This is a genomic window from Desulfomicrobium apsheronum, assembly GCF_900114115.1.
GTDB classification, from domain to species: Bacteria; Desulfobacterota; Desulfovibrionia; order Desulfovibrionales; family Desulfomicrobiaceae; genus Desulfomicrobium; species Desulfomicrobium apsheronum.
The window spans coordinates 12,728-33,253 of sequence record NZ_FORX01000020.1; the positions used below are offsets into that span (position 1 = coordinate 12,728).

The 20,526-nt window shown below is 57.1% G+C and carries 23 protein-coding genes and 1 tRNA gene; 10 read left to right on the forward strand and 14 right to left on the reverse strand.

Annotation, left to right across the window (positions count from 1 at the left end):
* Positions 1-42 precede the first annotated feature (42 nt).
* Entirely contained in the window at positions 43-390 is a 348-nt protein-coding gene (locus tag BMZ40_RS15695; protein ID WP_092193924.1) for a hypothetical protein, read from the reverse strand.
* Between the two features lie 169 nt (positions 391-559).
* Here BMZ40_RS15695 and BMZ40_RS15700 point away from each other — a divergent pair, with 169 nt between their 5' ends.
* Positions 560-1,132 (forward strand): CvpA family protein, encoded by a 573-nt coding sequence (locus BMZ40_RS15700; protein ID WP_092377991.1) that lies wholly within the window; start codon positions 560-562, stop codon positions 1,130-1,132.
* Complete coding sequence (gene mazG, locus BMZ40_RS15705; protein ID WP_092377995.1) at positions 1,119-1,901, forward strand: nucleoside triphosphate pyrophosphohydrolase; 783 nt, start codon at positions 1,119-1,121, stop codon at positions 1,899-1,901. The genes BMZ40_RS15700 and mazG overlap by 14 nt, the downstream gene beginning before the upstream one ends.
* Before the next feature lie 327 nt (positions 1,902-2,228).
* Here mazG and cmk read toward each other — a convergent pair whose 3' ends face one another.
* From cmk to BMZ40_RS15725, 4 genes are all read right to left on the reverse strand, one after another.
* The gene (gene cmk / locus BMZ40_RS15710) at positions 2,229-2,894 is read right to left on the reverse strand and encodes a (d)CMP kinase (protein WP_092377998.1); all 666 of its coding nucleotides are present in this window, start codon (positions 2,892-2,894) and stop codon (positions 2,229-2,231) included.
* On the reverse strand, positions 2,872-3,987 hold the full coding sequence (gene hisC / locus BMZ40_RS15715) for a histidinol-phosphate transaminase (RefSeq protein ID WP_092378002.1): 1,116 nt from the start codon (positions 3,985-3,987) through the stop codon (positions 2,872-2,874). The genes cmk and hisC overlap by 23 nt, the downstream gene beginning before the upstream one ends.
* A gap of 125 nt (positions 3,988-4,112) precedes the next feature.
* Positions 4,113-5,510 carry an L-seryl-tRNA(Sec) selenium transferase gene (gene selA, locus BMZ40_RS15720; protein WP_092378006.1) on the reverse strand — a complete coding sequence of 466 codons (1,398 nt, stop codon included), beginning with the start codon at positions 5,508-5,510 and terminating at the stop codon, positions 4,113-4,115.
* A 9-nt stretch (positions 5,511-5,519) separates the two neighbouring features.
* Positions 5,520-6,743 (reverse strand): bifunctional folylpolyglutamate synthase/dihydrofolate synthase, encoded by a 1,224-nt coding sequence (locus tag BMZ40_RS15725; RefSeq protein ID WP_177193222.1) that lies wholly within the window; start codon positions 6,741-6,743, stop codon positions 5,520-5,522.
* 201 nt (positions 6,744-6,944) lie between these two features.
* Between BMZ40_RS15725 and BMZ40_RS15730 the strand changes: the two genes are divergently transcribed.
* Positions 6,945-7,021: transfer RNA gene (locus BMZ40_RS15730), tRNA-Arg, on the forward strand.
* A 45-nt stretch (positions 7,022-7,066) separates the two neighbouring features.
* Here the strand turns inward: BMZ40_RS15730 and BMZ40_RS15735 are convergent.
* The 6 genes from BMZ40_RS15735 to BMZ40_RS19695 form a co-directional block, all read right to left on the reverse strand.
* Positions 7,067-7,369 carry a helix-turn-helix domain-containing protein gene (locus BMZ40_RS15735; protein ID WP_092378013.1) on the reverse strand — a complete coding sequence of 101 codons (303 nt, stop codon included), beginning with the start codon at positions 7,367-7,369 and terminating at the stop codon, positions 7,067-7,069.
* On the reverse strand, positions 7,366-7,692 hold the full coding sequence (locus BMZ40_RS15740) for a type II toxin-antitoxin system RelE/ParE family toxin (protein ID WP_092378018.1): 327 nt from the start codon (positions 7,690-7,692) through the stop codon (positions 7,366-7,368). The genes BMZ40_RS15735 and BMZ40_RS15740 overlap by 4 nt, the downstream gene beginning before the upstream one ends.
* Before the next feature lie 324 nt (positions 7,693-8,016).
* The gene (locus tag BMZ40_RS15745) at positions 8,017-8,409 is read right to left on the reverse strand and encodes a type II toxin-antitoxin system VapC family toxin (protein WP_092378022.1); all 393 of its coding nucleotides are present in this window, start codon (positions 8,407-8,409) and stop codon (positions 8,017-8,019) included.
* A complete protein-coding gene (locus BMZ40_RS15750; protein ID WP_092378025.1) occupies positions 8,406-8,648 on the reverse strand; it encodes a type II toxin-antitoxin system Phd/YefM family antitoxin in 243 nt (80 codons plus the stop codon). Before BMZ40_RS15750 ends, BMZ40_RS15745 begins: the two co-directional genes overlap by 4 nt.
* A gap of 250 nt (positions 8,649-8,898) precedes the next feature.
* Positions 8,899-9,222, reverse strand: coding sequence for a PilZ domain-containing protein (locus tag BMZ40_RS15755; protein WP_177193223.1), 324 nt, complete (start codon positions 9,220-9,222; stop codon positions 8,899-8,901).
* An 819-nt stretch (positions 9,223-10,041) separates the two neighbouring features.
* Positions 10,042-10,527 (reverse strand): tetratricopeptide repeat protein, encoded by a 486-nt coding sequence (locus BMZ40_RS19695; RefSeq protein WP_177193224.1) that lies wholly within the window; start codon positions 10,525-10,527, stop codon positions 10,042-10,044.
* Positions 10,528-11,809: 1,282 nt separating this feature from the next.
* Here BMZ40_RS19695 and BMZ40_RS20215 point away from each other — a divergent pair.
* The 3 genes from BMZ40_RS20215 to BMZ40_RS15780 all read left to right on the forward strand — a co-directional run bounded on the left by BMZ40_RS20215 (position 11,810) and on the right by BMZ40_RS15780 (position 13,088).
* Positions 11,810-12,004, forward strand: coding sequence for a type II toxin-antitoxin system RelE/ParE family toxin (locus tag BMZ40_RS20215; RefSeq protein ID WP_425429369.1), 195 nt, complete (start codon positions 11,810-11,812; stop codon positions 12,002-12,004).
* Between the two features lie 56 nt (positions 12,005-12,060).
* The gene (locus tag BMZ40_RS15775; protein ID WP_092378035.1) at positions 12,061-12,390 is read left to right on the forward strand and encodes a HigA family addiction module antitoxin; all 330 of its coding nucleotides are present in this window, start codon (positions 12,061-12,063) and stop codon (positions 12,388-12,390) included.
* A 257-nt stretch (positions 12,391-12,647) separates the two neighbouring features.
* Positions 12,648-13,088 (forward strand): type II toxin-antitoxin system HicB family antitoxin, encoded by a 441-nt coding sequence (locus BMZ40_RS15780; RefSeq protein ID WP_092378038.1) that lies wholly within the window; start codon positions 12,648-12,650, stop codon positions 13,086-13,088.
* Positions 13,089-13,192: 104 nt separating this feature from the next.
* On the opposite strand, the gene BMZ40_RS15785 is transcribed toward BMZ40_RS15780, so the two are convergent.
* On the reverse strand, positions 13,193-15,241 hold the full coding sequence (locus BMZ40_RS15785; protein WP_143075665.1) for a GGDEF domain-containing phosphodiesterase: 2,049 nt from the start codon (positions 15,239-15,241) through the stop codon (positions 13,193-13,195).
* Between the two features lie 437 nt (positions 15,242-15,678).
* On the opposite strand from BMZ40_RS15785, the gene vapB reads away from it, so the two are divergent.
* Positions 15,679-15,894 carry a type II toxin-antitoxin system VapB family antitoxin gene (gene vapB / locus BMZ40_RS15795; protein WP_281243814.1) on the forward strand — a complete coding sequence of 72 codons (216 nt, stop codon included), beginning with the start codon at positions 15,679-15,681 and terminating at the stop codon, positions 15,892-15,894.
* A 39-nt stretch (positions 15,895-15,933) separates the two neighbouring features.
* Positions 15,934-16,479 carry a PIN domain-containing protein gene (locus tag BMZ40_RS20070; protein WP_281243811.1) on the forward strand — a complete coding sequence of 182 codons (546 nt, stop codon included), beginning with the start codon at positions 15,934-15,936 and terminating at the stop codon, positions 16,477-16,479.
* Here the strand turns inward: BMZ40_RS20070 and BMZ40_RS19350 are convergent.
* Together BMZ40_RS19350 and BMZ40_RS15810 are read right to left on the reverse strand one after the other, a co-directional pair.
* Complete coding sequence (locus BMZ40_RS19350) at positions 16,374-16,802, reverse strand: hypothetical protein (RefSeq protein ID WP_143075666.1); 429 nt, start codon at positions 16,800-16,802, stop codon at positions 16,374-16,376. The two genes, BMZ40_RS20070 and BMZ40_RS19350, sit on opposite strands and share 106 nt — an antisense overlap.
* A gap of 339 nt (positions 16,803-17,141) precedes the next feature.
* The gene (locus BMZ40_RS15810) at positions 17,142-18,167 is read right to left on the reverse strand and encodes an Rpn family recombination-promoting nuclease/putative transposase (protein ID WP_092378050.1); all 1,026 of its coding nucleotides are present in this window, start codon (positions 18,165-18,167) and stop codon (positions 17,142-17,144) included.
* A gap of 428 nt (positions 18,168-18,595) precedes the next feature.
* Between BMZ40_RS15810 and BMZ40_RS15815 the strand changes: the two genes are divergently transcribed.
* The gene (locus BMZ40_RS15815; RefSeq protein WP_092378052.1) at positions 18,596-19,891 is read left to right on the forward strand and encodes a tyrosine-type recombinase/integrase; all 1,296 of its coding nucleotides are present in this window, start codon (positions 18,596-18,598) and stop codon (positions 19,889-19,891) included.
* Between the two features lie 6 nt (positions 19,892-19,897).
* Positions 19,898-20,491: a hypothetical protein gene (locus BMZ40_RS15820; protein WP_092378055.1), complete on the forward strand. Its 594-nt coding sequence runs from the start codon at positions 19,898-19,900 to the stop codon at positions 20,489-20,491.
* Positions 20,492-20,526: the final 35 nt, after the last annotated feature.

The following is a 20,526-nucleotide window of genomic DNA, read 5'->3' on the forward strand; positions in this document are numbered from 1 at the left end:
AAAGGGTGGAAAGCCACCCTTTTCCCGGCAGCGCCTGCTGCGTTATTTTTTCAAGAATTTGCTGAAATCGGCCACACCGCCGCCCATGCCGCCCAAATTGCCGAGGCCGCCGGGGGCGGACAGGGTCAGGTTGGTGGTCGCCTCAAGATACTTGGTCTTGAGTTCCTCGGGTACGGTCTTGTACTGGTAGATGACGTGCTTAAGCTCGATCTCTCCGGTCATTTCCTGATCAAAGGGATAGCCGAAAGGAAGCAGCAGCATCTGCATGCCCCCCTGCTGCGTGGGAATGGTCTGCAGGATGGCCGGATCAGCGATGATCCCCTTCTCCTCGTTCCATTTGCCGAGCACCATGTCGCCGTTCACCAACTTCACCAATCTAATATCGTACATTGTCACCTCATCGTGTTTCTGGACTCGTGCGCCCGTCAGAAAAGTCCAGACGAGCCGAGGTTTCGTGTCTACGAGGTGCGCCCTGCACTGTCAAGGTCGTGCCCGGTGCGCCCTTTCCGATCAACATCCTTTGTGATAGCCGACCCTCACAACGACCGGGAGGTTAAGCATGAACACTCTGGATATCGTCTTCTGCGTAATTCTGGGATTTTTGGGCCTGCGCGGCATTTTTCGCGGACTCGTCAAGGAGATCGCCTCCATTCTGGGGCTGATCCTGGGCTTTGTGCTGGCCAACACCTATCACGCGCAGCTCGCGACAATGTTCGAGAACTTCCCGGGCGGCCCCGGCATGGCCAAGCTTGCAGCCTATCTGGCCATTTTTCTGGGTGTCGTGGCCGTGGTTTTCCTGCTCGCCTCGCTGATCAGAAAGCTCCTGCAGATGATCATGCTCGGCTGGGTGGACAGCATCGGCGGCGGAGCGCTCGGCCTCTTCAAGGGCGCGCTTTTGTGCAGCATCATCGTCATGGCCCTGACCGCCTTTCTGCCGTCAAAGTCCCCGATGCTGACCGAGTCGAAGATCATGCCCTACGTCAACACCTTCAACACCATGCTCTCGAACGCCCTGCCCAAGGAAATGCGCGACCAGTTCCTGATCCGTAGCCAGGAGCTGCAGCAGGAGTGGGAAAAGAGGGTCGTGGAAAAACTCAAGGAAATGAAAGGAACCCCTGGTGGAAAAGAATAATTTCGAACGCATCATTGAAGTCATCGACACCCTGACCGGACCGGACGGCTGCCCCTGGGACAAGGAGCAGACCCCGCAGTCCATGTGCGATTACCTGGTGGAGGAATGTTTCGAGCTGGTGGAGGCCATCCGTCAGGACGACAAGTCCGAGATCGCCGAAGAACTGGGCGACGTGCTTTTCCTGCTGCTCTTCATCGGCCGCTGCCATGACCGCGAGATCCCGGATTTCCTGCAGACCGCGCTGGCCGGCAACGTGGCCAAGATGATCCGCCGCCACCCTCATGTCTACGGCGAAAAAGCAGCCGACGTGGCCGAAGTGATCAAGAACTGGGAACAGATCAAGAAGCAGGAGAAGGCCGAAAAGGACAAGGATCCCGGGGTCTTCGCCTCCCTGCCCGCAAGCCTGCCGCCGCTGCTGCGCGCCTACCGCATCAACTCCAAGGCGGCCCGCACGGGCTTCACCTGGGCCACGGACGCGGATCAGGAGAAAAAACTGGCCGAGGAATGGAACGAATTGCAGGCAGCCCTGGCCACGGACGACGCGGCGGCACGGGAAGAGGAATTCGGGGACTATCTGTTTTCGCTGGTGGAATACGGCAGACGGCGCGGAATCAAGGCCAACTCGGCCCTGGCCGTGGCCAACTCCAAGTTTCTGGGACGCTTCGAGGCCATGGAGAAATTGGCCAGAGAACGCGGCCTGGAACTGGACAGGCTCTCCCTGGAAGAAATGGACACCCTCTGGGACGAAATCAAAGCCACCCGCCGATAATCCGTACAGGCGGCCCCACGTAACCGATATCCCATCCCAAAAAACCGTAGGGGCGGCCCTACGTGGCCGCCCTCCCCCAATAAATGGCCACCCCCGCCGATAACCCATCCCAACAAAACCGTACGGGCGACCCTACCTGGCCAATATCCCATCCCGAAAAAACGTAGGGGCGACCCTACGTGGCCGCCCTCCCCCAAAAAAACGGCAAGACCGCTGAAAATCGATTCTGGCAAGGCGCGAACCGTTTTTGGAGGGTGACGTGTAGCCGACTACATGAGCCCTTCAAAAACGGTAAGCAACGCAGTCCAGAATCGATTTTCAGCGGTCTTAGAGGCCTTTTTCCCGGATGTGATCGACAATCTTCTCCAGCACCCGGTCCGCATCCAAGGCACTGGTATCGATAATCACCGCATCCAGGGCGGGTTTCAGGGGAGCCACCACGCGATTGCGGTCCTGATCGTCGCGAATGCGGATCTGGCCGCGGATGCGCTCCAGGTCCTCGTCCATGCCCATGGACTTGAGCTGCGCATGGCGGCGCTTGGCGCGCACGTCGATGGAGGCGTCCATGAAAAACTTGTGCCGGGCGCCCGGGAAGACCACGCTGCCCATGTCCCGGCCCTCGGCCACAAGCGAGGTGCTCCGGCCGATGGCCTGCTGGTTGCGGCGCAGAAAATCGCGCACCACCGGAATGCGGGCCAGGTGCGAGGCCCACAGTCCGACCTCCTCCTTGCGGATCTCCGGGGCCAGGGGCAGCCCGTTCAGGAGCAGCTCGGAATATTTTCCCGTCCCCTCCAGGTCGAAGTCCAGACGATTGAGTTCGGGCACCAGCTGATCAACGGGCCGCTCCCAGCCGCCGTCCCCGAAAAAAAGAGCCACGGAGCGAAACATGGCTCCGGTGTCAAGGTAGGCGATGCCCAGGCGGTCCGCCAGCTCGCGGGCGATGGTCGTCTTGCCTACCCCGGCCGGTCCATCAAGAGTGACGATCGTGATCACGCAGCACCTCCGCTGTTTTGGCCAGAAATTCCAGATTCTCTTCCTCGTTGCCGATGCTGACACGCAGCTTCTCGGGCATGCCGTAGCTGCCAAGGGGCCGGATGATCACCCCTTTGGAAAGTAATGCCTCAAAAAGGGTGCGCGCGTCCATGGGTGGCTCGAACATCAGAAAATTCGCCTGCGACGGCCAGACCTTGCAGCCCATGGCCGAAAGCTCGCGCTCCAGCAGGCGGCGCCCCTCGCTCACGACAAGCAGGGTCTGGGACACGAAGATGTCGTCGTCCACGGCGGCCAGTCCGGCCTGCTCGGCCAGGATGTTCACGCTGAAGGGCAGCTTGACCCGCAGCAGCAAATCCGCCAGCCACTCGGGCATGACCCCGTAGCCAAGGCGCAGGCCCGCCAGTCCGTACATCTTGGAAAAAGTGCGCAGAACGACCAGATTAGGGATCTCGCCCAGGTGCGGGAGCATGCTGAATGCTTCCAGCGGCTCGGCGAAATCGACATAGGCCTCGTCCACCACCAGGAGCGCGCGCTCCGGCAGCCTGGCCGCAAGCTCGACCAGATCCGAGGCCGGGCAGGCATGGCCCGAGGGGTTGTCCGGGTTGGTCACGAAGACCAGGGCGGTGTTCTCGTCGACCAGGGACAGGAGCGTGTCGAAGGGAAAGGAGAAGTCGGCGTTCAGCCTGGCCTGCCGAAATTCCACCCCGCACAGTCGGGACTGCACGTCGTAGATGCTGAAGCACGGGTTGAAGGCCACCACGTTGTCCACGCCGGGCCGGGCCACAACGCGAAGCAAAAGATCAATGATCTCGTCGGAGCCGTTGCCCGCCACCACACAGGACGCGGGCACTCCCAGATGCGCGGCCAGGGCCTCGGTCAGGGCCGGAGAGCCGGCCTGGGCATAACGAAAAGCCAGGGGACTGACATTTTTGAGCCGCTCCTGAACCACGGGGGAGGTGCCCAGCGGATTCTCGTTGCTGGCCATCTTGATGACCCGGGGCAGGTTGTAACGTTTCTTTATCTCATCGATGGACAGGCCGGGCGAATAGGGCTTGAAGCCCTCCATCTCCGGCCGCACCAGAACCTTGGTCATTGATATTCTCCTTTGCCGCGCGCCCCTTGTGCCGGGCTGCGCGTCCCTTCGATTGTCCGCATGCGCGGCTTGCAAAAATTGTACGACAGGTACGAGGCAGGCGTGCTGCCGGGGCGCTCAGATCATCACCGCGAAAGGACCGCCTTCATGGCTCCCGCCACCAGCGCGAACTCCGCATCCATGAGCGTGCGAGGGTCGAGGCAGAACGCGCCGTCCTCCACCCGCCCGACGACCGGGATGTCCTCCGCCAGCAGGCCCTGACGCAAGGAGTCCACGTCCATACCCGTCGGCGCGACGCTGACCAGCGTGGTCGGCAGGTCCTGTTCCGGAAAGGAGCCGCCGCCCACGCGCGAAAATCCGGGCTTGACCGCCACCAAGGCCAACCCGGCGAGATCCCGGGACAGCCTGCGCCGCAGACGCCCGGCCCGGGCATGCAGCTCCTTCGGCGCGGCCGTGATCATGGCCAGGGTCGGCACGGAGCGCCTGGCCTGTTCCGGATCGAGATACAGGCGCAGGGTCGCCTCCAGGGCGGCCAGGGTCATTTTGTCGATGCGCAGGGCGCGGTTGAGCTGGTTTTTCTTGATGCGCTCGATGAATTCCCGGCGCCCGACGATTACTCCGGCCTGAGGGCCGCCCAGCAGCTTGTCGCCGCTGAAGGTGACCACATCCACCCCGCTCCTTAGCACCTGCTGCACCGTGGGCTCGGGCATGAACCCATAAGGGGAAAAATCGAAAAGATTGCCGCTGCCCAGATCCTCGAAAGTGGCCAGTCCCCGTTCCCGGCCCAGCGCCACCAGATCGGACAGGTCCACTTCCTTGTGAAACCCGATGATGCGGTAGTTGGAGGTGTGCACCTTCATGAGCATGGCGGTGTCCGGGCCGATAGCCTCCGCGTAGTCGCGCAGGTGGGTGCGGTTGGTGGCCCCGACCTCGTGCAGCACGGCCCCGCTCTTCTTCATGACCTCGGGAATACGGAACGACCCGCCGATCTCGACCAGCTGCCCGCGCGAGACCACGACCTCGCGGCCCTTGGCAAGAGTGTCGAGGACCAGCAGCACCGCGGCGGCGTTGTTGTTGACCACCAAGCCCGCCTCGGCCCCGGTCAGGCGGCAGAGCAGCTTCTCGACGTGGGAATAGCGGCTCCCGCGCTGGCCCGTGTCCAGGTCCATCTCCAGGTTGGAATAGTGGCGGCAGCCCTCAGCCACGGCCAGGACGGCCTCTTCAGCCAGGATGGAACGGCCGAGGTTGGTGTGAATGACCACGCCCGTGGCGTTGAGGACCCGCCTGAAATGCGGGCGGGAACGCGTCCGCACGTAGGCCCCGGCTCTTGCGGCCAGGGATGTGAATGCCAGGGCGCTCTCGTCCGTGACCACTCCGGCGCGGATCTCCTCGCGGCAGAGGTCCAGGAACTCGGCCACCAGATCCTTGAGCATCTGGCGCGGCAGTCCGGCCAGGGCCCGGTCTTGTTCCAGGTCCTGCAGAAAACGGTCGACGGACGGAATATGTCTGAAAAGAGAAGACACCGGACCTCCCTACAAAAGCTGTTCCGGAAAAAGTTCGTAATAGGCCCCCACCAGATACAGGGAGCCACAAAGCAGCACCGTGCCTTCCTGACGCAGGGCCTTTTGCAGGTCCTGCGCCGCCAGGGCCCCGGAGCCAAAAAGCGCCGCCAGTTCACGGGCGTCGAAGGCGCGTTCCATGGGCAGACCCGGAATCACGACCGTATCCGCCAGCGCCCGCAGGCGTTCCAGCACAGCAGGCTCCAGTGTCTTGTCGCGCATGGCCTGAAAGACGAGCACGTCGAAATGCTCCCCGGCCGCCTCCAGCGCCTCGCACAGGGCGGTCAGCCCCATGGGATTGTGGGCTCCGTCCACCAGAATCCGCCCATGCCTGCAAAAACGCCCGAAAAATCGCGTCGTGCCAAGGACTTGTGTACACAGTGCCGCGTCAAATTGCCAGCCCCGGGCCAGGGCCAGACGACTCCAGGCCAGGGCGGCCAGAGCGGCGTTGCGCAGCTGATACGGAGGATGGCCGGGCAGGGATGCGGGGGGCAGCAACAGGGATGCCGAGCCCACCGGGATGAGAAATCCGGAGGAGGTGCGGCAGTCCTCAAGGCTCAGGAGCGGATGCCCTGCCCCGGCCTGCCGGAAAATTTCCATCACGGCCTCTTCCTGCGCGCCCGTCACGGCCGGACAGCGCCCCAGGGCCCCGCTCTTGTCGCGGGCGATGTCCGCCAGAGTCGGCCCCAGGATCTGCTCATGGTCCAGGCCCACCGGGGTCATGACCGCAAGATCGGCCGGGATGGCGCAGGTGGCGTCGTGCGTGCCGCCGAGCCCCGCCTCGAGGATGATCAGGTCAAGCCCCTCCTGCCCGAAAATGTAAAGCGCCATGACCGTCAGCAGCTCGAAATAGGTCAGCCCCACGCCCGCGCACCTGTCCATGACCGCATTGGCGGCGGCCAGCCAGCCTTCTTCGGGGACCATGGCCCCGCGCACGCGGATACGCTCGCGCACGCTGGCCAGATGCGGCGAATTGTACAGCCCCGTGGCCAGGCCATGAGCCCGCGCCAGCGCCTCCAGAAAGCCGGACGTGGAGCCCTTGCCGTTGGTCCCGACCACATGCGCGACCATCGCGGACGGGCGCTCAAGCCCCATGAGCCCAAGGGCCTCATGCATGCGCGACAGGCCGAGCTGCATGGAAAAAAGTCCCAGACTGTCCAGATACGATTCGAATTCGGCAAAGGAGGCAAAGGTCATGTGCGTGTGGGGGAAAAGATTGAAAAAAGGCCGACCCAAAAATTGGAGCCAAAAACGCGGGCGAGGCGCAGGGGCAAACCCGCAAGGGCCGACAATCCGGAGAGAATTCATAGAAGTTTCCCGGGCCGGGAGCAACAGAAAAAGCCCAGACCTGCACTTGACTTTCAGCCCCGGAAAAAATAGGGAATGCTTCCATTTTGCGCGCCAGTAGCTCAGGCGGATAGAGCAATTGCCTTCTAAGCAATCGGTCGGGGGTTCGAGTCCTCCCTGGCGCGCCACCATAAAAACAAGGGGCTGGATGTAAAAATCCAGCCCCTTCTTCTTTATCGAAGTGTCCGCCGCTCATTCACCGGCACAGCAAAATCAATCACCAGATCGGAGCCCGTGGCCTTGGCGTAGCGCCTGAGAATATCCAGACTGATGTTGGAGCCGCTTTCGATCTTGGCTACGCGCGGCTGACTGATGCCCATACGCCGGGCAACGTCGGCTTGGCTCATGCCCGCCCGCTTCCTGGCCAGGATCATTTTCTTGATGAACGAGAATTCCTGTTCCAGAGCATCATATTCCCGCGCATATTCCGGATCGTCCTGCAACATCTGATTATGTACGGTTTTTGCGTCGATCATATTTCGTTTTCTCCACATCTTTTCAAAGCCAAGTGTATTTCGTTGAGCGGCGTCTTCTGTGTTTTCTTAACGAAGAATCGAACAACGACCACCCGCCGCCCGGTCACCATCACATAAAGTCCCCTGGCTATTCCGTCCCGGCCCTGGGCCCTCATCTCCCATATCCGGCCTTGGATACGCCGTGCATGAGGCATGCACAACGCGTCTTGCCCCATGTCCGCCACCAACCCAAAAATTCTCTGAAAGCGGGCGCGAATCTCAGCGGGAAGCTCTTTGAACTCCCCTAGGGCTTCTTCCAGCAATTCAACCTTCCAGATTTTCATTTATAACTCTACGGTTATTATTTGTCCATGGCCCCGGTGACTGTTTTCCCCTGTGGCCAAGCCTGATTTCATGGCTTAACCACTCGAGAATCCCACAATAATAAGCAATTCAGAGCTCAAGGCATCAAATACCGAAAATTCTACTTGTCAGTGCTTACAAACTATCGGTCGGGGGTTCGAGTCCTCCCTGGCGCGCCACCATAAAAAAAAGGGGCTGGATGTAAAAATCCAGCCCCTTACGCATTTCCGAGAGATCGTTCCCCTCATTATTCCCGGCACACGACCATATGTTGCGTCGCTATCCGGACGACACGTCCTCTTGCTTCACGGCGTCTTTGGCACAAACAGCACCGGGCCGGGGTAGTCGCGCATCATGCCGTCCGATGTGAGCAGGGTTATTCCCTCGCTCTTGGCCTGCGCCAGAAGCATCCTGTCGAAAGGGTCCTTGTGGAACATTGGCAGGTCGATGACCGCCAGGGCATGCAGGCTTGTGATGCACAGTTCGTTGTATTGGTTATCCAGCAGGCCACGCCGCAGCACTTCCGGATCGACCCTGAAGTCGCTTCTTCCAAGGCTTTTCTTAATGCCGATCTCCCAGATGCTCGCGGAGCTGAAATAAAGCGTGTTCTTCACGTCACCCACCAAGCTTTCAGCCTTGCCGGGCAAGGTACCAGCCGCCGCCCACAGCAACATGTGCGTATCGAGGAGCAGTTTCATCTGGCACCTTCAAACAGGCACTGTATTTCTTCTTTGCCCATGGAGTCAAAATCGTCCGGGACTTCGATCATGCCCTGCAAAAAACCGATCCTTTTTGCGGGATCCGGCGGTACCTTGAACGCGGTGACAGTAACCATGGGCTTACCGGCCTTGGCGATGACAAAGGGTTCTCCGTTGACTGCCTGCTCGATCAGACGGGACAAATTCGTCTTGGCATCGTGAATGTTCACCTGGTGCATAGGCCCTCCGATGTTAGCTAAGTTCAAGACTAAGTCTATAAGCTCCGAAGCCAAAGTCAACCAGTAAAATATATGATCCATGCGCGTGCGCAGTCTTTTGCGTTCTAAAGCGCATGCATTCACAATGAGCCGAATCATGCACCAAAAAGGCTTAAACGAACGATCTCAGACTAACCGCGTCACACCCCGCCAAAAAAAACGCCCACCCCCAAAGGGGCAGGCGTAACCAAAATAGAACCGCAAGGAAAAGCTAGTAATTGTACCGCCGTGGAGCCTGGTTCGCGAGCTCGACGCCCACTCCGTAGCACCCGCCGCAGCTCCCGTCTTGAGGCGCGCACCAGCGAACCATGCCGAGACACAGGCTCTTGCCGTACAGGCGCGCCTCTTCGGCATCAGGAGCGAACTGGACCTTGATGGTCTCGCCGGGAGACAGGGGATAGTCCATTTCGAGCATGAAACCGGTGGCGCTGAAATTCACGGCCCGGGAAGAAATCTGCCCGTTTCTCGAAAAGCATTTCTCCACCGTACAACGCGCCAGGGACGCTTTCCGCTGCGATTTTCTCTTATCCTGCACTTTCCAGCTCCATTTTGGATGGTGAACGCTATACGTGATGAATGGATAACGCAGCCTTGATTTTGCCCTTGACCAGCCTCCGCCTTTGATCTGCCGCTACTTCTTACGCATGCAATAAACTCCGCCACTATAAAGCATGAGCACTCCACCAAGAGCCAGACTTGCGGGACTCCCCGCCATGCACCCGGCCAAACCCACCGTGCCGACAAAAAGAGGAAAGGATTTGTAGACGCAATCGGGTAGCCAAACTCGCATTGTCATCCTCTCTTGTACTAGATGTGATCATACAAATGATAATCATTCATAAAAAAATCTATACTACATCAAGATTCGAAGCAATATCTTCCTACTTAAGTCACAAAAAACTTTAAATCAACAATAAAAACTTTATATCAGAAATATTTTTTAAATTTGATGCAAACAATATATAATTGCTATTTCAAAAAAACAAAATAACGCCATACATCATCTATTTTAAATAGAAAAAATCTATTTCATAAAAAAACAAAAGTTGATTATCAATAAGCAATTCATTTCACACTGTCCGACCAGTCTGGACAATCATTTCAAGCCGTCATTCATTTAAGTATGCATCGTGCCAACAAGAATTAAAGCCATGAAAAAACCTGAGTGACATTCCCGCGAACGTGTGCCCCACAGGGGTGGGCGGGAATCCATGTCTCAAGGGGATGACGACTTTCTAGAGCGACGTCCGGCGTAAAAACGTCCGGACGGGGCCGTGGCGCAAGCCCGACCTCTCCGGACCGGCTTTTACAGCCCCACCAGCAGCTCCCGGGCCTGGACCAAATCCGGGAAATCCTAGGTGCGCGCCAACAGAGTCGTCAGCAGCCCCCGGGCCTCACCCGTCTGCCCCAGATCGGCAAGAACCCGGGCCAGATGATAGGTCACGGCCGGATCCTCGGGCAGGGACTCATGAGCCTTGCGCAGGAACTGCAGGGCCGCGTCCTTGTCGCCCAGGCGATAATGCACCCAGCCTACCGTATCGAGCGCCGACGGGTCGCCGCCCGCGCTGGCCTTGGTGGCCAGGGCCAGGGCCTCGGAAAGCTGCAGCGGCGTGGGCGCTTGCGCCGTGGCCAGCAGGTAGCCAAGATTGTTGGCCGCAGGCAGCAGGTCGGGGTGACGATCCAAAAGCTTGCGGTAAATGGCCTCGGCTGCGTATTCCGGTCCAAACTGACCACGATGCAACCGGTCATGAAGATCGAACAGGCGTTGTTCTACGTCCGTCCGATATTCATGCCAAGTTATCCCATCCACACCCACTGCCGCATACTTTTGCAATTTCATGAAGCTGTCGTACAGGAGATCACGGGTCACATGATGGAGCAAGGCGGTGAACACCGTTTTCTTGCTGCGCATCGCGGCTTGACGCACACCCTCCAGACCGAATGACACAGCTCCCCGGCCCAGTGTCCGGACCGTGACCGGCTGAAGAGTGTTCCTCTTGATCGAAATCCTTTCCTCCACAAACTCCTCGGATAATCCCTTTCCTTTGTTCGCTTGCTTCTTCGGTACTATGACTTCGTCCGACTGCCTGGCTGCGTTCATGCCGGGCTTCGGCGCTTGGCCTTCCCCGACCGGACCTTCAGTTTGCAAGGCCACAGACAGGCCCTTCCGGGTTCCGCGCAAGAAGTTTCGATGCATGCCAGAGTCTACGACTCCGCCAAGCCGAGAAGCAACTCGCGTTAACGCTGCTTCCCGTGTGGCCTTCCCGATCTGAGAACACGGTCGGCACTCGGAAGTTTGAGATTTCGAAGCTCAATGGCTGGCCTGCACCTGCCTCTGTCAACGCTTCAGCCGCAACATTACTGCCACAACCGCATGACTCGAGGCCGGCGTGATTCGCTATTTCTTCACCGTACGACTCTTTCATTCGCTACTTCTTGCCGGTTTACCGGCGCTTTCTCTCTGAGACCAAGAACTCACTAATCTCATTCAGTCTGTGATCGGTGATTGGGAATAGGCAACGCAACAGGACTGCGATCATCAACCGCATCCCCTGAAACCTTCCACACCCCTTTCCCGAATTCTCAAATCAAGACGCGCAAAGGATACAAGTCCCGTGCCAGCAAGACTTTTCTCGAAACCAGCGGGAAAGCCAGGCCGGGCGGGAGCTGAGCGTTTTCTTCCAGCTGGATTGAATGGATGAATGTTGTCTGATTTGGCTGGATTGTCTTGATTGGTGAATGGTGATTGGTGAGTCGTGATTGGGGTAAGCCGAGCCTCGCAGAGCCAATGCCAGGGACGGCCTTGGAATACGTATTCATCCGCATTGCTTCCCGTGCTTTCAAAAGACATTGGACTTTGAGTGATCGGTGAACTCTGCGCTTTCAAACCAATTAGCGGCTTTGACAGCCGTAACCAACATGGTTATAAACTATGATAAAGACATTCGCACACAAGGGGCTTGAAGCATTTTTCAGAACGGGCTCGACAAAGGGGATTCAAGCCAAGCATACATTCAAGTTGTCTTTGATACTTGACCGGCTTGATGCCGCAACGTCTCTGCAAGCAGGCCGTTGAAAAACGGCGATCTGCTGCGTCATCAAAAAATCCAGACCGCTTATGTATGCGCAATACACCGCGCGTCCTGGATTTTTTCGTTTCCTTGCATCTCACCATTTTTGAACGGCCTGCGAATTATGATTTCTTTAACAATCAGCAAGACGTTCATTTCCCAGGCGCTGGGCTTCATCCCCTTCAGGGCAACCTGACTGGCCATTGGTCAGTTAGGGTTTCAGGCAACTGGCGGGTGACGTTCTGACTCGAAAATGGTGACGTTCACGTCGTCAATTATCTCGACTATCATTAGGAGGCCGCATGCAGACCAGAACCCGTAAACCGACGCACCCAGGCCGCATCATAGAGCACCACTACCGGAGGCCCTTGAACTTGACCGTCACGGCCCTGGCCGGACACTTGGGTATATCCCGGAAGCACCTTTCCAACCTTATCAACGAAAAGGTGGGAATAACTTCGGATATGGCCATGCGCCTTTCCCGTGCTCTCGGGACTTCTCCCGATCTGTGGATGAACATGCAGAAAACTCGGGATTTATGGGAAGCGGAACACGAGCGCACCGGCTGGGAGGAGGTGAAACCTTTGCCCGGAGTGCAAGGTGTTGGCGGCGTTAATGCGGTGGCGGATTAGGGAGTGGTGATTGGTGATTGGTGATTGGAAAAGGCAACGGCTGAGGCAAAGGGAAAGACATTTCAGATAGAGGTGTCTCTCAATGGCTCTATCACTGAATGATGATTGGGAAAAAAATTGACCTGTCCATTCACTATTCACCATTCACTATTCACCATTTCAGGTCTACCATTGGCAGACACACGGAAATTCCAGAAAAGATTGTGCGCCAAATCGAAAAACAAACCGGTGTAGCGTTGCATTAAAAGGAGGTCGTCATGGCCTATTATTTTCTGATTTTTCTGCCCGTCGTTGAAGGCGGGTATGCCATCTTGTCTCCTGATTATCCGGAACTCACGTCGCAAGCCGATACTCTGGAAGAATGCATGACCATGGGAGCGGACGCGCTGGCCATTATGGCCGAAGAGTACGCCAAGGCACGCAGGCCTCTACCCGAACCGTCCAGCATGGCTCAGGCCCGGACGTTTGCCGTGAGCGAAATTGACGACAGCGTTGATCTGAGTCGCGAACCGATCTTGCAACTCATTCAGGCGCCAAACGTGGACATGACCCCAGTCAAGATATCCATCAGCCTGCCCAAGTCTGACCTGGAAGCAATCGACGCCAAGGCGCGTCGCCTGGGCATGACCAGATCCGGCCTGCTGGCCAGTGCCGCCAAGGTGTATCCCGGAGGAAAAGGACGCGGAGCCTCTTGCTGATTGGTGATGCTGGTGAAAAGGGATTGGTGAATAGTGAATGGTGATTGGTGATTGGAAAAGGCAATCCAGATAGAGGTGTCCGTCGATGCCTCCATCGATGCCTCCTACCCCCGCTCCTCCGCCAGATACTCCATAAGAGCCTCCTCATCCATGGTCGGCGCCAGGGCGTTGCCTTGGGCGTAGGTGCAGCCGTGTTCCTGCAATGAGCACAGGCGCGTTGCGTCCTCGACGCCGGGGGCGATGAGGATGAGGCCCGTGCTCCCGGCGATGGAGGAGAGGCTTGCCAGCACGCCCGGATCGTTCTGCAGGGAAGCGTTCAGCTTGAGCCCGCGCAGCGGGAAGTGGTGCAAATCCGCAAGGGAGATGTGGGTCGCGTCGAAATGATCCACGACGATGCCCACCCCGGCCTTGTCCACCTCCGCGAAGATACTTGAAAACCGCTCCCCGAAATACTTCAGCCATTCCTCGCGCACCTCAAGAACAATGGCCTCGGGGCAGAGGGCATTTTCGAAGACGACCTCCGTCAACTCCTCGATAAAGCCAAGACGCAACGCGTTTCTGAGAGAAACGTTGAGGCCCAGAAAAAAACCTTCCCCCATGATCTGCTGAAAACGCTTCAAAGCCGCGCAGGATTTCCGGACCGCCCACGCCTCAAGTTCGAACACCACGTCGCTATGCTCGGCAAAAGGCAGAAACCATTCGGCCCGCAACAGTCCCTTGCGCTTGTGGTTCCAGCGCATGTAGGCCTCGACTCCGCGGATCGTTCCGGTCTGCAGGTGCACTATCGGCTGATAATGCATGCACACTTCGTTCTCCAGAAGCGCGTTGCGCAGCCCGCTTTCGATCCGCAAGAACTGCACGGCCTCGTTGTTCTGCCGATCATCGAAAATCACAATCTGCCGCTCGCCCCGCTGCAGCGCCCGTCCGAGCGCGGCCGTGGCATCTTTGAGCATGTCCTTTTCGTCCGTGTAATTCCGGGGGGCCATGACCACGCCAAAGCTGCACGTCACCCGCAGCTCGCTCTGACCGAGCTTGAAGGCCCTTGCGGTTTCCTCCTGGATGCGCTGCGCGACGCGGACGGCTCCGATGACGTCGGGGACATTGTCCAGCAATATGAAAAACTGCTCGGAATCCAGATACGCCGGAATATCGAGCGTGCGCAGACATTTTACGGTCCGCTTTGCCAGCATTTCAAAAAAAGCCTTCTGATCCTCGATCTGGGGAAGAACCTGCTCCGCATTGTCGATACCCATGACCAGTAAGGCGAAAGCGTAGTCAGGATGTCGAATGGAGCGCTTCAGGGCGTACTGCAGGCTGTCGGAAAACGTGTGGTCGGAACCTGCTTTCGGGCTATCCGAGCCCAGCGAATCCGTGGTCGGATGATAATGCGCGGAGAAAAAAAGCGGATGGCCCTTCTCATCCTTGTGCAGATAGACGCGGACATGGCAGGGCACGAACTTTCCACCGGACGTCTGCAACTCCGTATCAAGTTCCTGTGTGCGGCCTGTTTCAAGAAGGGAGGCCAGAACATTTTCCTGCAAGGCCTGAAAATCCAGGCTCGCCAGATCGACGGTCCAGTTCCGTGTCGCAAGATCGTATCGGGAATATCCGCAAAGATTGAGGAAAGCCTCGTTTCCTCCCAGAACCCGCCCGTCGGCATACCCGGCCAATACCGGCGTTTCCAGATGGCTCAGTATCTCTTCCATGAAAACATTCTTCTGCGCCAGGCGGTGATATTCGACAAACCCGTCGAGAACCGAATCGGCCAGAGTCGGTGCCCCGGCGTGCCTGTCTGTTTCGGAAGACAGATCCGGCCGCAGATAGACATCCGCATCGATGATCACGGCGGGAGAGGTCATGAGCGCACCCAAAACTTCGGGCTGCAAGGGGGGACGCACCAGCGTGAAGGACACCATGGCCGACCTGTGCCCCCCGGAGCGCACAGGCGTCTGGCCTGCAAGATCATCCGTAACGGGCTGCGAAGGAGGCTCGGCACGGACGACGCAAACCGTGAACGCGCCACCCGCCTCATTCGGAAAAAGATCCGGCGCCAATGGAACGACTTCTCCCTCTGCATCGAAAATCGTATCGTCGCGCTGGTGGCTTCGCGCCTGGCCCAGGCATTCCCAGTCTTCCTCGCCCTCGTCAGGCACAAGCCGATGGCCTGCACGTCGTGCCTGCGTTTTGAGTGCATCAAAAAAATTGCGGACGCTCTGCCCGGAAGTGCAGATCACAATGCAAGAATCGACAGGCAGAAGAAGGAGAAATTTGTCCAGATCGGGAGATACGCGACGCAAACGAAAATATTCCGTTTTTCCTGAAGCATTCAAGGAAGGAAATGAGAAAAAAACCAATTCTTCCGGTGAAAGCAAGTTATTACTCACGGCACATCTCGGGTGATTTATCTCATCTTTTAGAACTCGAACTTGCGTGAAAGTATCAAGACACAAATTGTTTTTCTATACATTGCGGTCTTAAAGTCAACGAAAGTGGCATTATCCCCGTCGCCACAGCCATTGCAGAAAGCCCATCATGCCATATACAAGGCGTATATAGCAACACGGGAGGATACCATGGAATCAGGGACCGTATTCATCAACAACCGCACCAGGCCGTACGCCTGCCAGCCGGGACGCGGTTTCCGGATTCCGTGAAGAAGGTGCAGGTCAGGGTTGTTGGCAAAGAGCGGATTCGCACCCCGGTCGATGCGGCCTGGGACAGCTTTTTTCTCGGCGATCAGACCGCCACCGACGATTTCATGACCGAACGGGCGAGCCAGACACAATCAGAGCGGGAAGCATTGTAACCATGCTCAAATATCTCCTAGACACAAGCATTGTCATCTATGTCATCAAGAATCGTCCCCCTGTCTGTACTTGAAACCTTCAACCAGAACCAAGGTCGCATGGCCATCTCTTCCATAATCTTTGCGGAGCTTGCGCACGGAGTGAAAAAAAGCGCCAACCCGGCTCGAAACCTGTCCATGGTGGAAGACTTTGTCAGCCGTCTCGACGTGCTCCCCTACGACGACAGGACCGCCTGGCAATACGGCATCATCCGCGCCGCCCTGGAGCGACAGGGAACGCCCATCGGCGTCAACGATCTGCACATCCCAGGCCACGCCCGCAACCTGGGCATGATCATCGTCACCAACAATCTGCGGGAATTCGAACGGGTTTCGGGAATCAGCGAGGTAAATTGGGTGCAAGAAGAGCATCGATTGGCTTGGCCCTGCCCAATCACCATTCACTATTCACGATCTTTTCCCACATACTTGGGCAGGAATTACTTTTCTTCGACCTTGAATTTGTTCATCCCGAAATTCCGCGACGGGTTGGGGTATTTGCTGGTCAGGAGCAGCTTGTTGTCCTTCAGGAAGCCCAGTACGTGATCCACCCGAGGCGCCACCTCGGTCGGATCCATTTCATACAGGTTCGACACCAGATGCACGCATTTGTCTCGGGAAATTCTGTTGTACATGAACAACAGCACGGTCGTACCTTCGACCCCCTTGAATTCTGCCGGCTCGAAAAGTCCCTTTTTGCTGCCCATGACAACGCCGGTGTCGGACAACTCGACCGAAACGTAATTTCTGGCCACAATGATGATATCTTCCTCAACCGTTTCGTTGTGCGCTTGAACGCCAATGGCGCAGCACAAAAAGGCAATGGTCAGAGCGATGCTCAGCGGCACCTTCACTTTGAAGCGTTTCATGATTCCCTCCTTTCCCAGGCATCCTTCCCGTGCTCGTATCAATCCCCGTGCCACAAGCCAGCCGCCATGCCCAAACCATCGACCAACAAAGACCTGCGAGGCTTTTAGCGAATGTTGTACAGCCGAATGAAGGGATGCTTTTGTCTGATTTTTCCGGAAACTGGAAAATTTTCCAATGGACAGACGATGGCAGGAAATAATCAGCGCGGTGGAATGAGACAACGGAAACAATGAAAGGATGCGGGGAAGGCATGCACGCCGCAGTGCTTACAATTCAGGGATGATCAGTATGCAAAAACCGAACAGGCGCCCGCGAGACATCGCGTTCGAGCCCCACTCTCAGGACGGATCTTCAGGAGAATCACTGAAAACATCCTCGAAGGCCCGGGCATCAAGGATGCGCTCGGCCCAGAGGTCGAGCTGTTCGGGCGTGGCCATGCGCAAACGTTCCTGGACCCGGATATCCAGAACATCCTGTCCAAAACGCTTGGTAAGTTGACGCTGCAGAACCATCAAACGACCTTCCTGGCGGCCTTCCTGGCGACCCTCCTGACGACCTTCCTGACGACCTTCCTGACGACCCTCCTGTTTTCCCCTGTGAAGCAGACGTTCGGCAAGCGTCATGATTGTACCCTTCTTGGTTGATGAAAGTAGCATTTCGGCTGCATCATGCATAACGTTTTCCTCGATGTCCATGGTCTGGGTCAGATAACGGAAGATGACCTGGACCCAGCGCAGAGACGGTTCATCGTCATCAAGCTCGCTCAGGACCCGGTAGATGTCGAGCAGATGCTCGATGGCCCGTGGATCGTTCTTGGCGCGAAAACAGGTCAGCAGCAGACGCAATATGATGGAGCCCTTGATGCGTTCCTCGGATCCAGGAGAAAAATCATGGAAAGCCAAGGCAAAATCCGGAACATACGCCTTGAAACCGGCGTCCGGCAAAGCCACGAGCTCGCCCAAGTGAACAGCACGCTGCCTGGTTTTGCCGTGATATACGACGATGGGGATGATGAGCGGCAGGATCCTGCGCGCTTTGCGCTGCTTGCGGGCCAGTTCCCAGATTTCGAGCATGTAGCGCAGCACCTGCAGGGCCACGAAACGGTCGGGGGTGCTTTTGTGCTCGAACAGGAAATAGACATAGGCGGGTCTGTCACCGCTCAGCCGGACCTCGTAGAGCAGATCCGAATGGTGCATGGTCTGATCCGGGGCCACGAAGGTGTCCTTGCAGATGGCCAGGGTTTCAAGACGAACATGCCTGACGACGGCCTCCGGCAAATACTGACGCATGAAATCCGCAGCGACATCCTTGTGACTCATGGTTTCGCGAAAGAGCGCGTCGTGAATGTTGTTGACCATTTGCATGGCGCGACCACTACGTCAGGCGCGCCCGGAGAAACAACACCACCTTTTACCGGAAAACCCCGTACGGGTCGGGAAGGCAATCCCTGGATCAAATGAAGGGCAAAATCATGGTGGCACCCAAAAGGCCAAAAAAAGGGGATGCACGTGCATGCAACCCCTTATTTCTTACTGGAGCCAGGAAAGAGAATTGAACTCTCGACCTACTGATTACGAATCTGTCGGAATGGCGTAAATCCCTGTAAATTCGCGGCTCGCCGTTGATGTCGCACTATGCATGAAAGTGTTAATAATTGTTGACATAAATCAATCAGTCAGCTTACACTAACCTCCATTAACGCTCATTGTAGCCAAGGGCCTAACTGCCACACTAACTGCCACACCTGCCACAGTGTGGCAGTTGGTCATCTGATTGAAAATCAGGAGGTCGTATGCTGACCACAAAGGAGATCGAGAAGGCCCTTCGGGCCGGAAAAAATGTGATCTTGACCGACGATGCGCCCCGAGGAGGAGGCAAGCTGGTTTTCCGGCTTCGCGGCGGTGCGGCGGCCTGGTTGTTTCAGTATTTTCTGCGCGGCAAGCGCAAGTTCATCAAGGTTGGATCTGTGGAATCCAAGTCCTTGTCCGAAGCCCGGGCCGCAATTGAGCCTCTGCGCGCCATCCTGGACAATGGGCTGGACCCCCAGGCCGAGTTGGAGCGTGAAGCGCGAGAGAAGTCGGAGCAGGAACTCCAACACCGAGCCATGGGGTCCGTGGAAAGCATGTTTGCGGATTACGTCAGACATCTCAAGGATCAGGGCAAATCGTCCTGGCCGGAAGTGCAGAGAGCGCTGCTGAGTGGCAAATACCCTGCTGCCGACACACTTGGGAGGGATACCAAGGCCAAGGATGTCTCGGTCGGGGACGTGGCCAGTCTTCTGCGCGAGACCGCAGCTCGGGGCGAAGTCATGGCGGCCCGGCTTCGAGCGTACTTGTCCGCTGCCTTCAATTCGGCTCTGACTGTTGAGCACGACTGGCGGGTTAAGAACCCCTCCGGCGTCGTTTATGGTTTGGAGTCCAATCCTGTGGCTGCCACACCTCGGGGTGGGCAGAACGTGGGCAAGCGCGCCCTCTCCGTTGAAGAACTGGGCCAAGTGTGGCGCGAGTTGCCCATGAAGACCAGCTTTTTGCTGGGAAACTGCTTTAAGCTTATCATTGCCGTGGGTGGTGCCCGCCCCCTGGAAGTTCTGCATTCAAAATGGGACGAGTTCGACCTCGATGGCAAGGTGTGGCACCTTCCAGGAGAACGGACCAAAAATAGCCGCGACCATGATTTGCCGTTGTCAAAAAGGGCGCTGGAAGTCTTGCGTGAACTGAAGGCAAAAAGTTGTTCAGAGTATCTGTTCCCCTCGGCCCACGATGCCGGAAAGCCTGTGCCCATTGCTAGCCTCGCTAAGGCAGTCACTCGGTTCTGCGACGGTAGCGAGAGGGACGGGCGTCGTATGGATCACTGGACGCCTCGGGATCTTCGGCGCACCGTTCGCACCAGACTCGGGGATGTCGGGGTCTCGGGACATGTGATGGACTGCTTTTTGAATCACGGATTGACCGCCAGTGTCGGCGGGAAGCACTACGACAGGTCACAGCATATGGCGGAAAAAACTCGCGCCCTGGCCATGTGGGATTCGATCCTGGACAGGGCCTTAGGCCAAGCAGAGGCCAGCAAGGTCATCAATATTTCAAGGTAGGGAAAAGTGGACAAGCAAACGAAAGATTATCTGAACAGCTTGCCCCCTGAAGACCGGGAACGGGTTGAGCATTACATGGATGCGCTGGGGGTCAGCACTTTTGGTGAGTGGGGGGCTCTAAATGAGGCGATGGACCAAGGAGAAGCAGCCTGCCAAGTCGATCGGGTTGTCGAGATCATCGAAGCAGGAGAAAAGCCGGGACGTGCAAACGTGGGTCGTGCTCTGCTCAACGTTGCCAAGTACGACGACATAGAGACGCCCCCAACCCTTCTTGAATATGCAGGGCTGTTGCTTGTCCACGGTGTTGAGCGGGGACGCAACCCAAAAAAGGGCGTCAAAAGTAAACTCCTGCCTAGTGCCGGTGAGGCGTTTAGTGTTGTTGAGACTTCAGAGAACCCAAGCCGTGACACTCGTATATATCGCATGTGGACCGAATTAAAGGCAAGCGGGGTCAAGGGCGAGACACTCTGGAAAACCCTCAGCGATAAGTTCTACAACGAGTTTCCACCGCGCAGTGATAGAGATCAAACTGCGGGGGTTAGTCGCCGCGCGCTCCAGAACATCATCAAAAAAGAGAAGTCAAAAAGAAACATTTCCTAGTTCATCGTCAAACAAGCATAATTCCCGTCAAAGTC

Excerpts from the sequence above, each read along its gene's own strand:
- BMZ40_RS15745 (WP_092378022.1), bottom strand. The coding sequence starts at position 8,409 with ATGAAACTGCTCCTCGATACGCACATGTTGCTGTGGGCGGCGGCTGGT.
- BMZ40_RS15780 (WP_092378038.1), top strand. The coding sequence starts at position 12,648 with ATGGCCTATTATTTTCTGATTTTTCTGCCCGTCGTTGAAGGCGGGTAT.
- BMZ40_RS19695 (WP_177193224.1), bottom strand. The coding sequence starts at position 10,527 with ATGAAATTGCAAAAGTATGCGGCAGTGGGTGTGGATGGGATAACTTGG.
- BMZ40_RS20070 (WP_281243811.1), top strand. The coding sequence starts at position 15,934 with ATGTCATCAAGAATCGTCCCCCTGTCTGTACTTGAAACCTTCAACCAG.
- BMZ40_RS15695 (WP_092193924.1), bottom strand. The coding sequence starts at position 390 with ATGTACGATATTAGATTGGTGAAGTTGGTGAACGGCGACATGGTGCTC.
- BMZ40_RS15750 (WP_092378025.1), bottom strand. The coding sequence starts at position 8,648 with ATGCACCAGGTGAACATTCACGATGCCAAGACGAATTTGTCCCGTCTG.
- BMZ40_RS15815 (WP_092378052.1), top strand. The coding sequence starts at position 18,596 with ATGCTGACCACAAAGGAGATCGAGAAGGCCCTTCGGGCCGGAAAAAAT.
- BMZ40_RS15740 (WP_092378018.1), bottom strand. The coding sequence starts at position 7,692 with ATGAAAATCTGGAAGGTTGAATTGCTGGAAGAAGCCCTAGGGGAGTTC.
- BMZ40_RS15700 (WP_092377991.1), top strand. The coding sequence starts at position 560 with ATGAACACTCTGGATATCGTCTTCTGCGTAATTCTGGGATTTTTGGGC.
- BMZ40_RS20215 (WP_425429369.1), top strand. The coding sequence starts at position 11,810 with ATGCGCAATACACCGCGCGTCCTGGATTTTTTCGTTTCCTTGCATCTC.
- BMZ40_RS15725 (WP_177193222.1), bottom strand. The coding sequence starts at position 6,743 with ATGACCTTTGCCTCCTTTGCCGAATTCGAATCGTATCTGGACAGTCTG.
- BMZ40_RS15775 (WP_092378035.1), top strand. The coding sequence starts at position 12,061 with ATGCAGACCAGAACCCGTAAACCGACGCACCCAGGCCGCATCATAGAG.
- BMZ40_RS19350 (WP_143075666.1), bottom strand. The coding sequence starts at position 16,802 with ATGAAACGCTTCAAAGTGAAGGTGCCGCTGAGCATCGCTCTGACCATT.
- BMZ40_RS15735 (WP_092378013.1), bottom strand. The coding sequence starts at position 7,369 with ATGATCGACGCAAAAACCGTACATAATCAGATGTTGCAGGACGATCCG.
- hisC (WP_092378002.1), bottom strand. The coding sequence starts at position 3,987 with ATGACCAAGGTTCTGGTGCGGCCGGAGATGGAGGGCTTCAAGCCCTAT.
- BMZ40_RS15810 (WP_092378050.1), bottom strand. The coding sequence starts at position 18,167 with ATGCAAATGGTCAACAACATTCACGACGCGCTCTTTCGCGAAACCATG.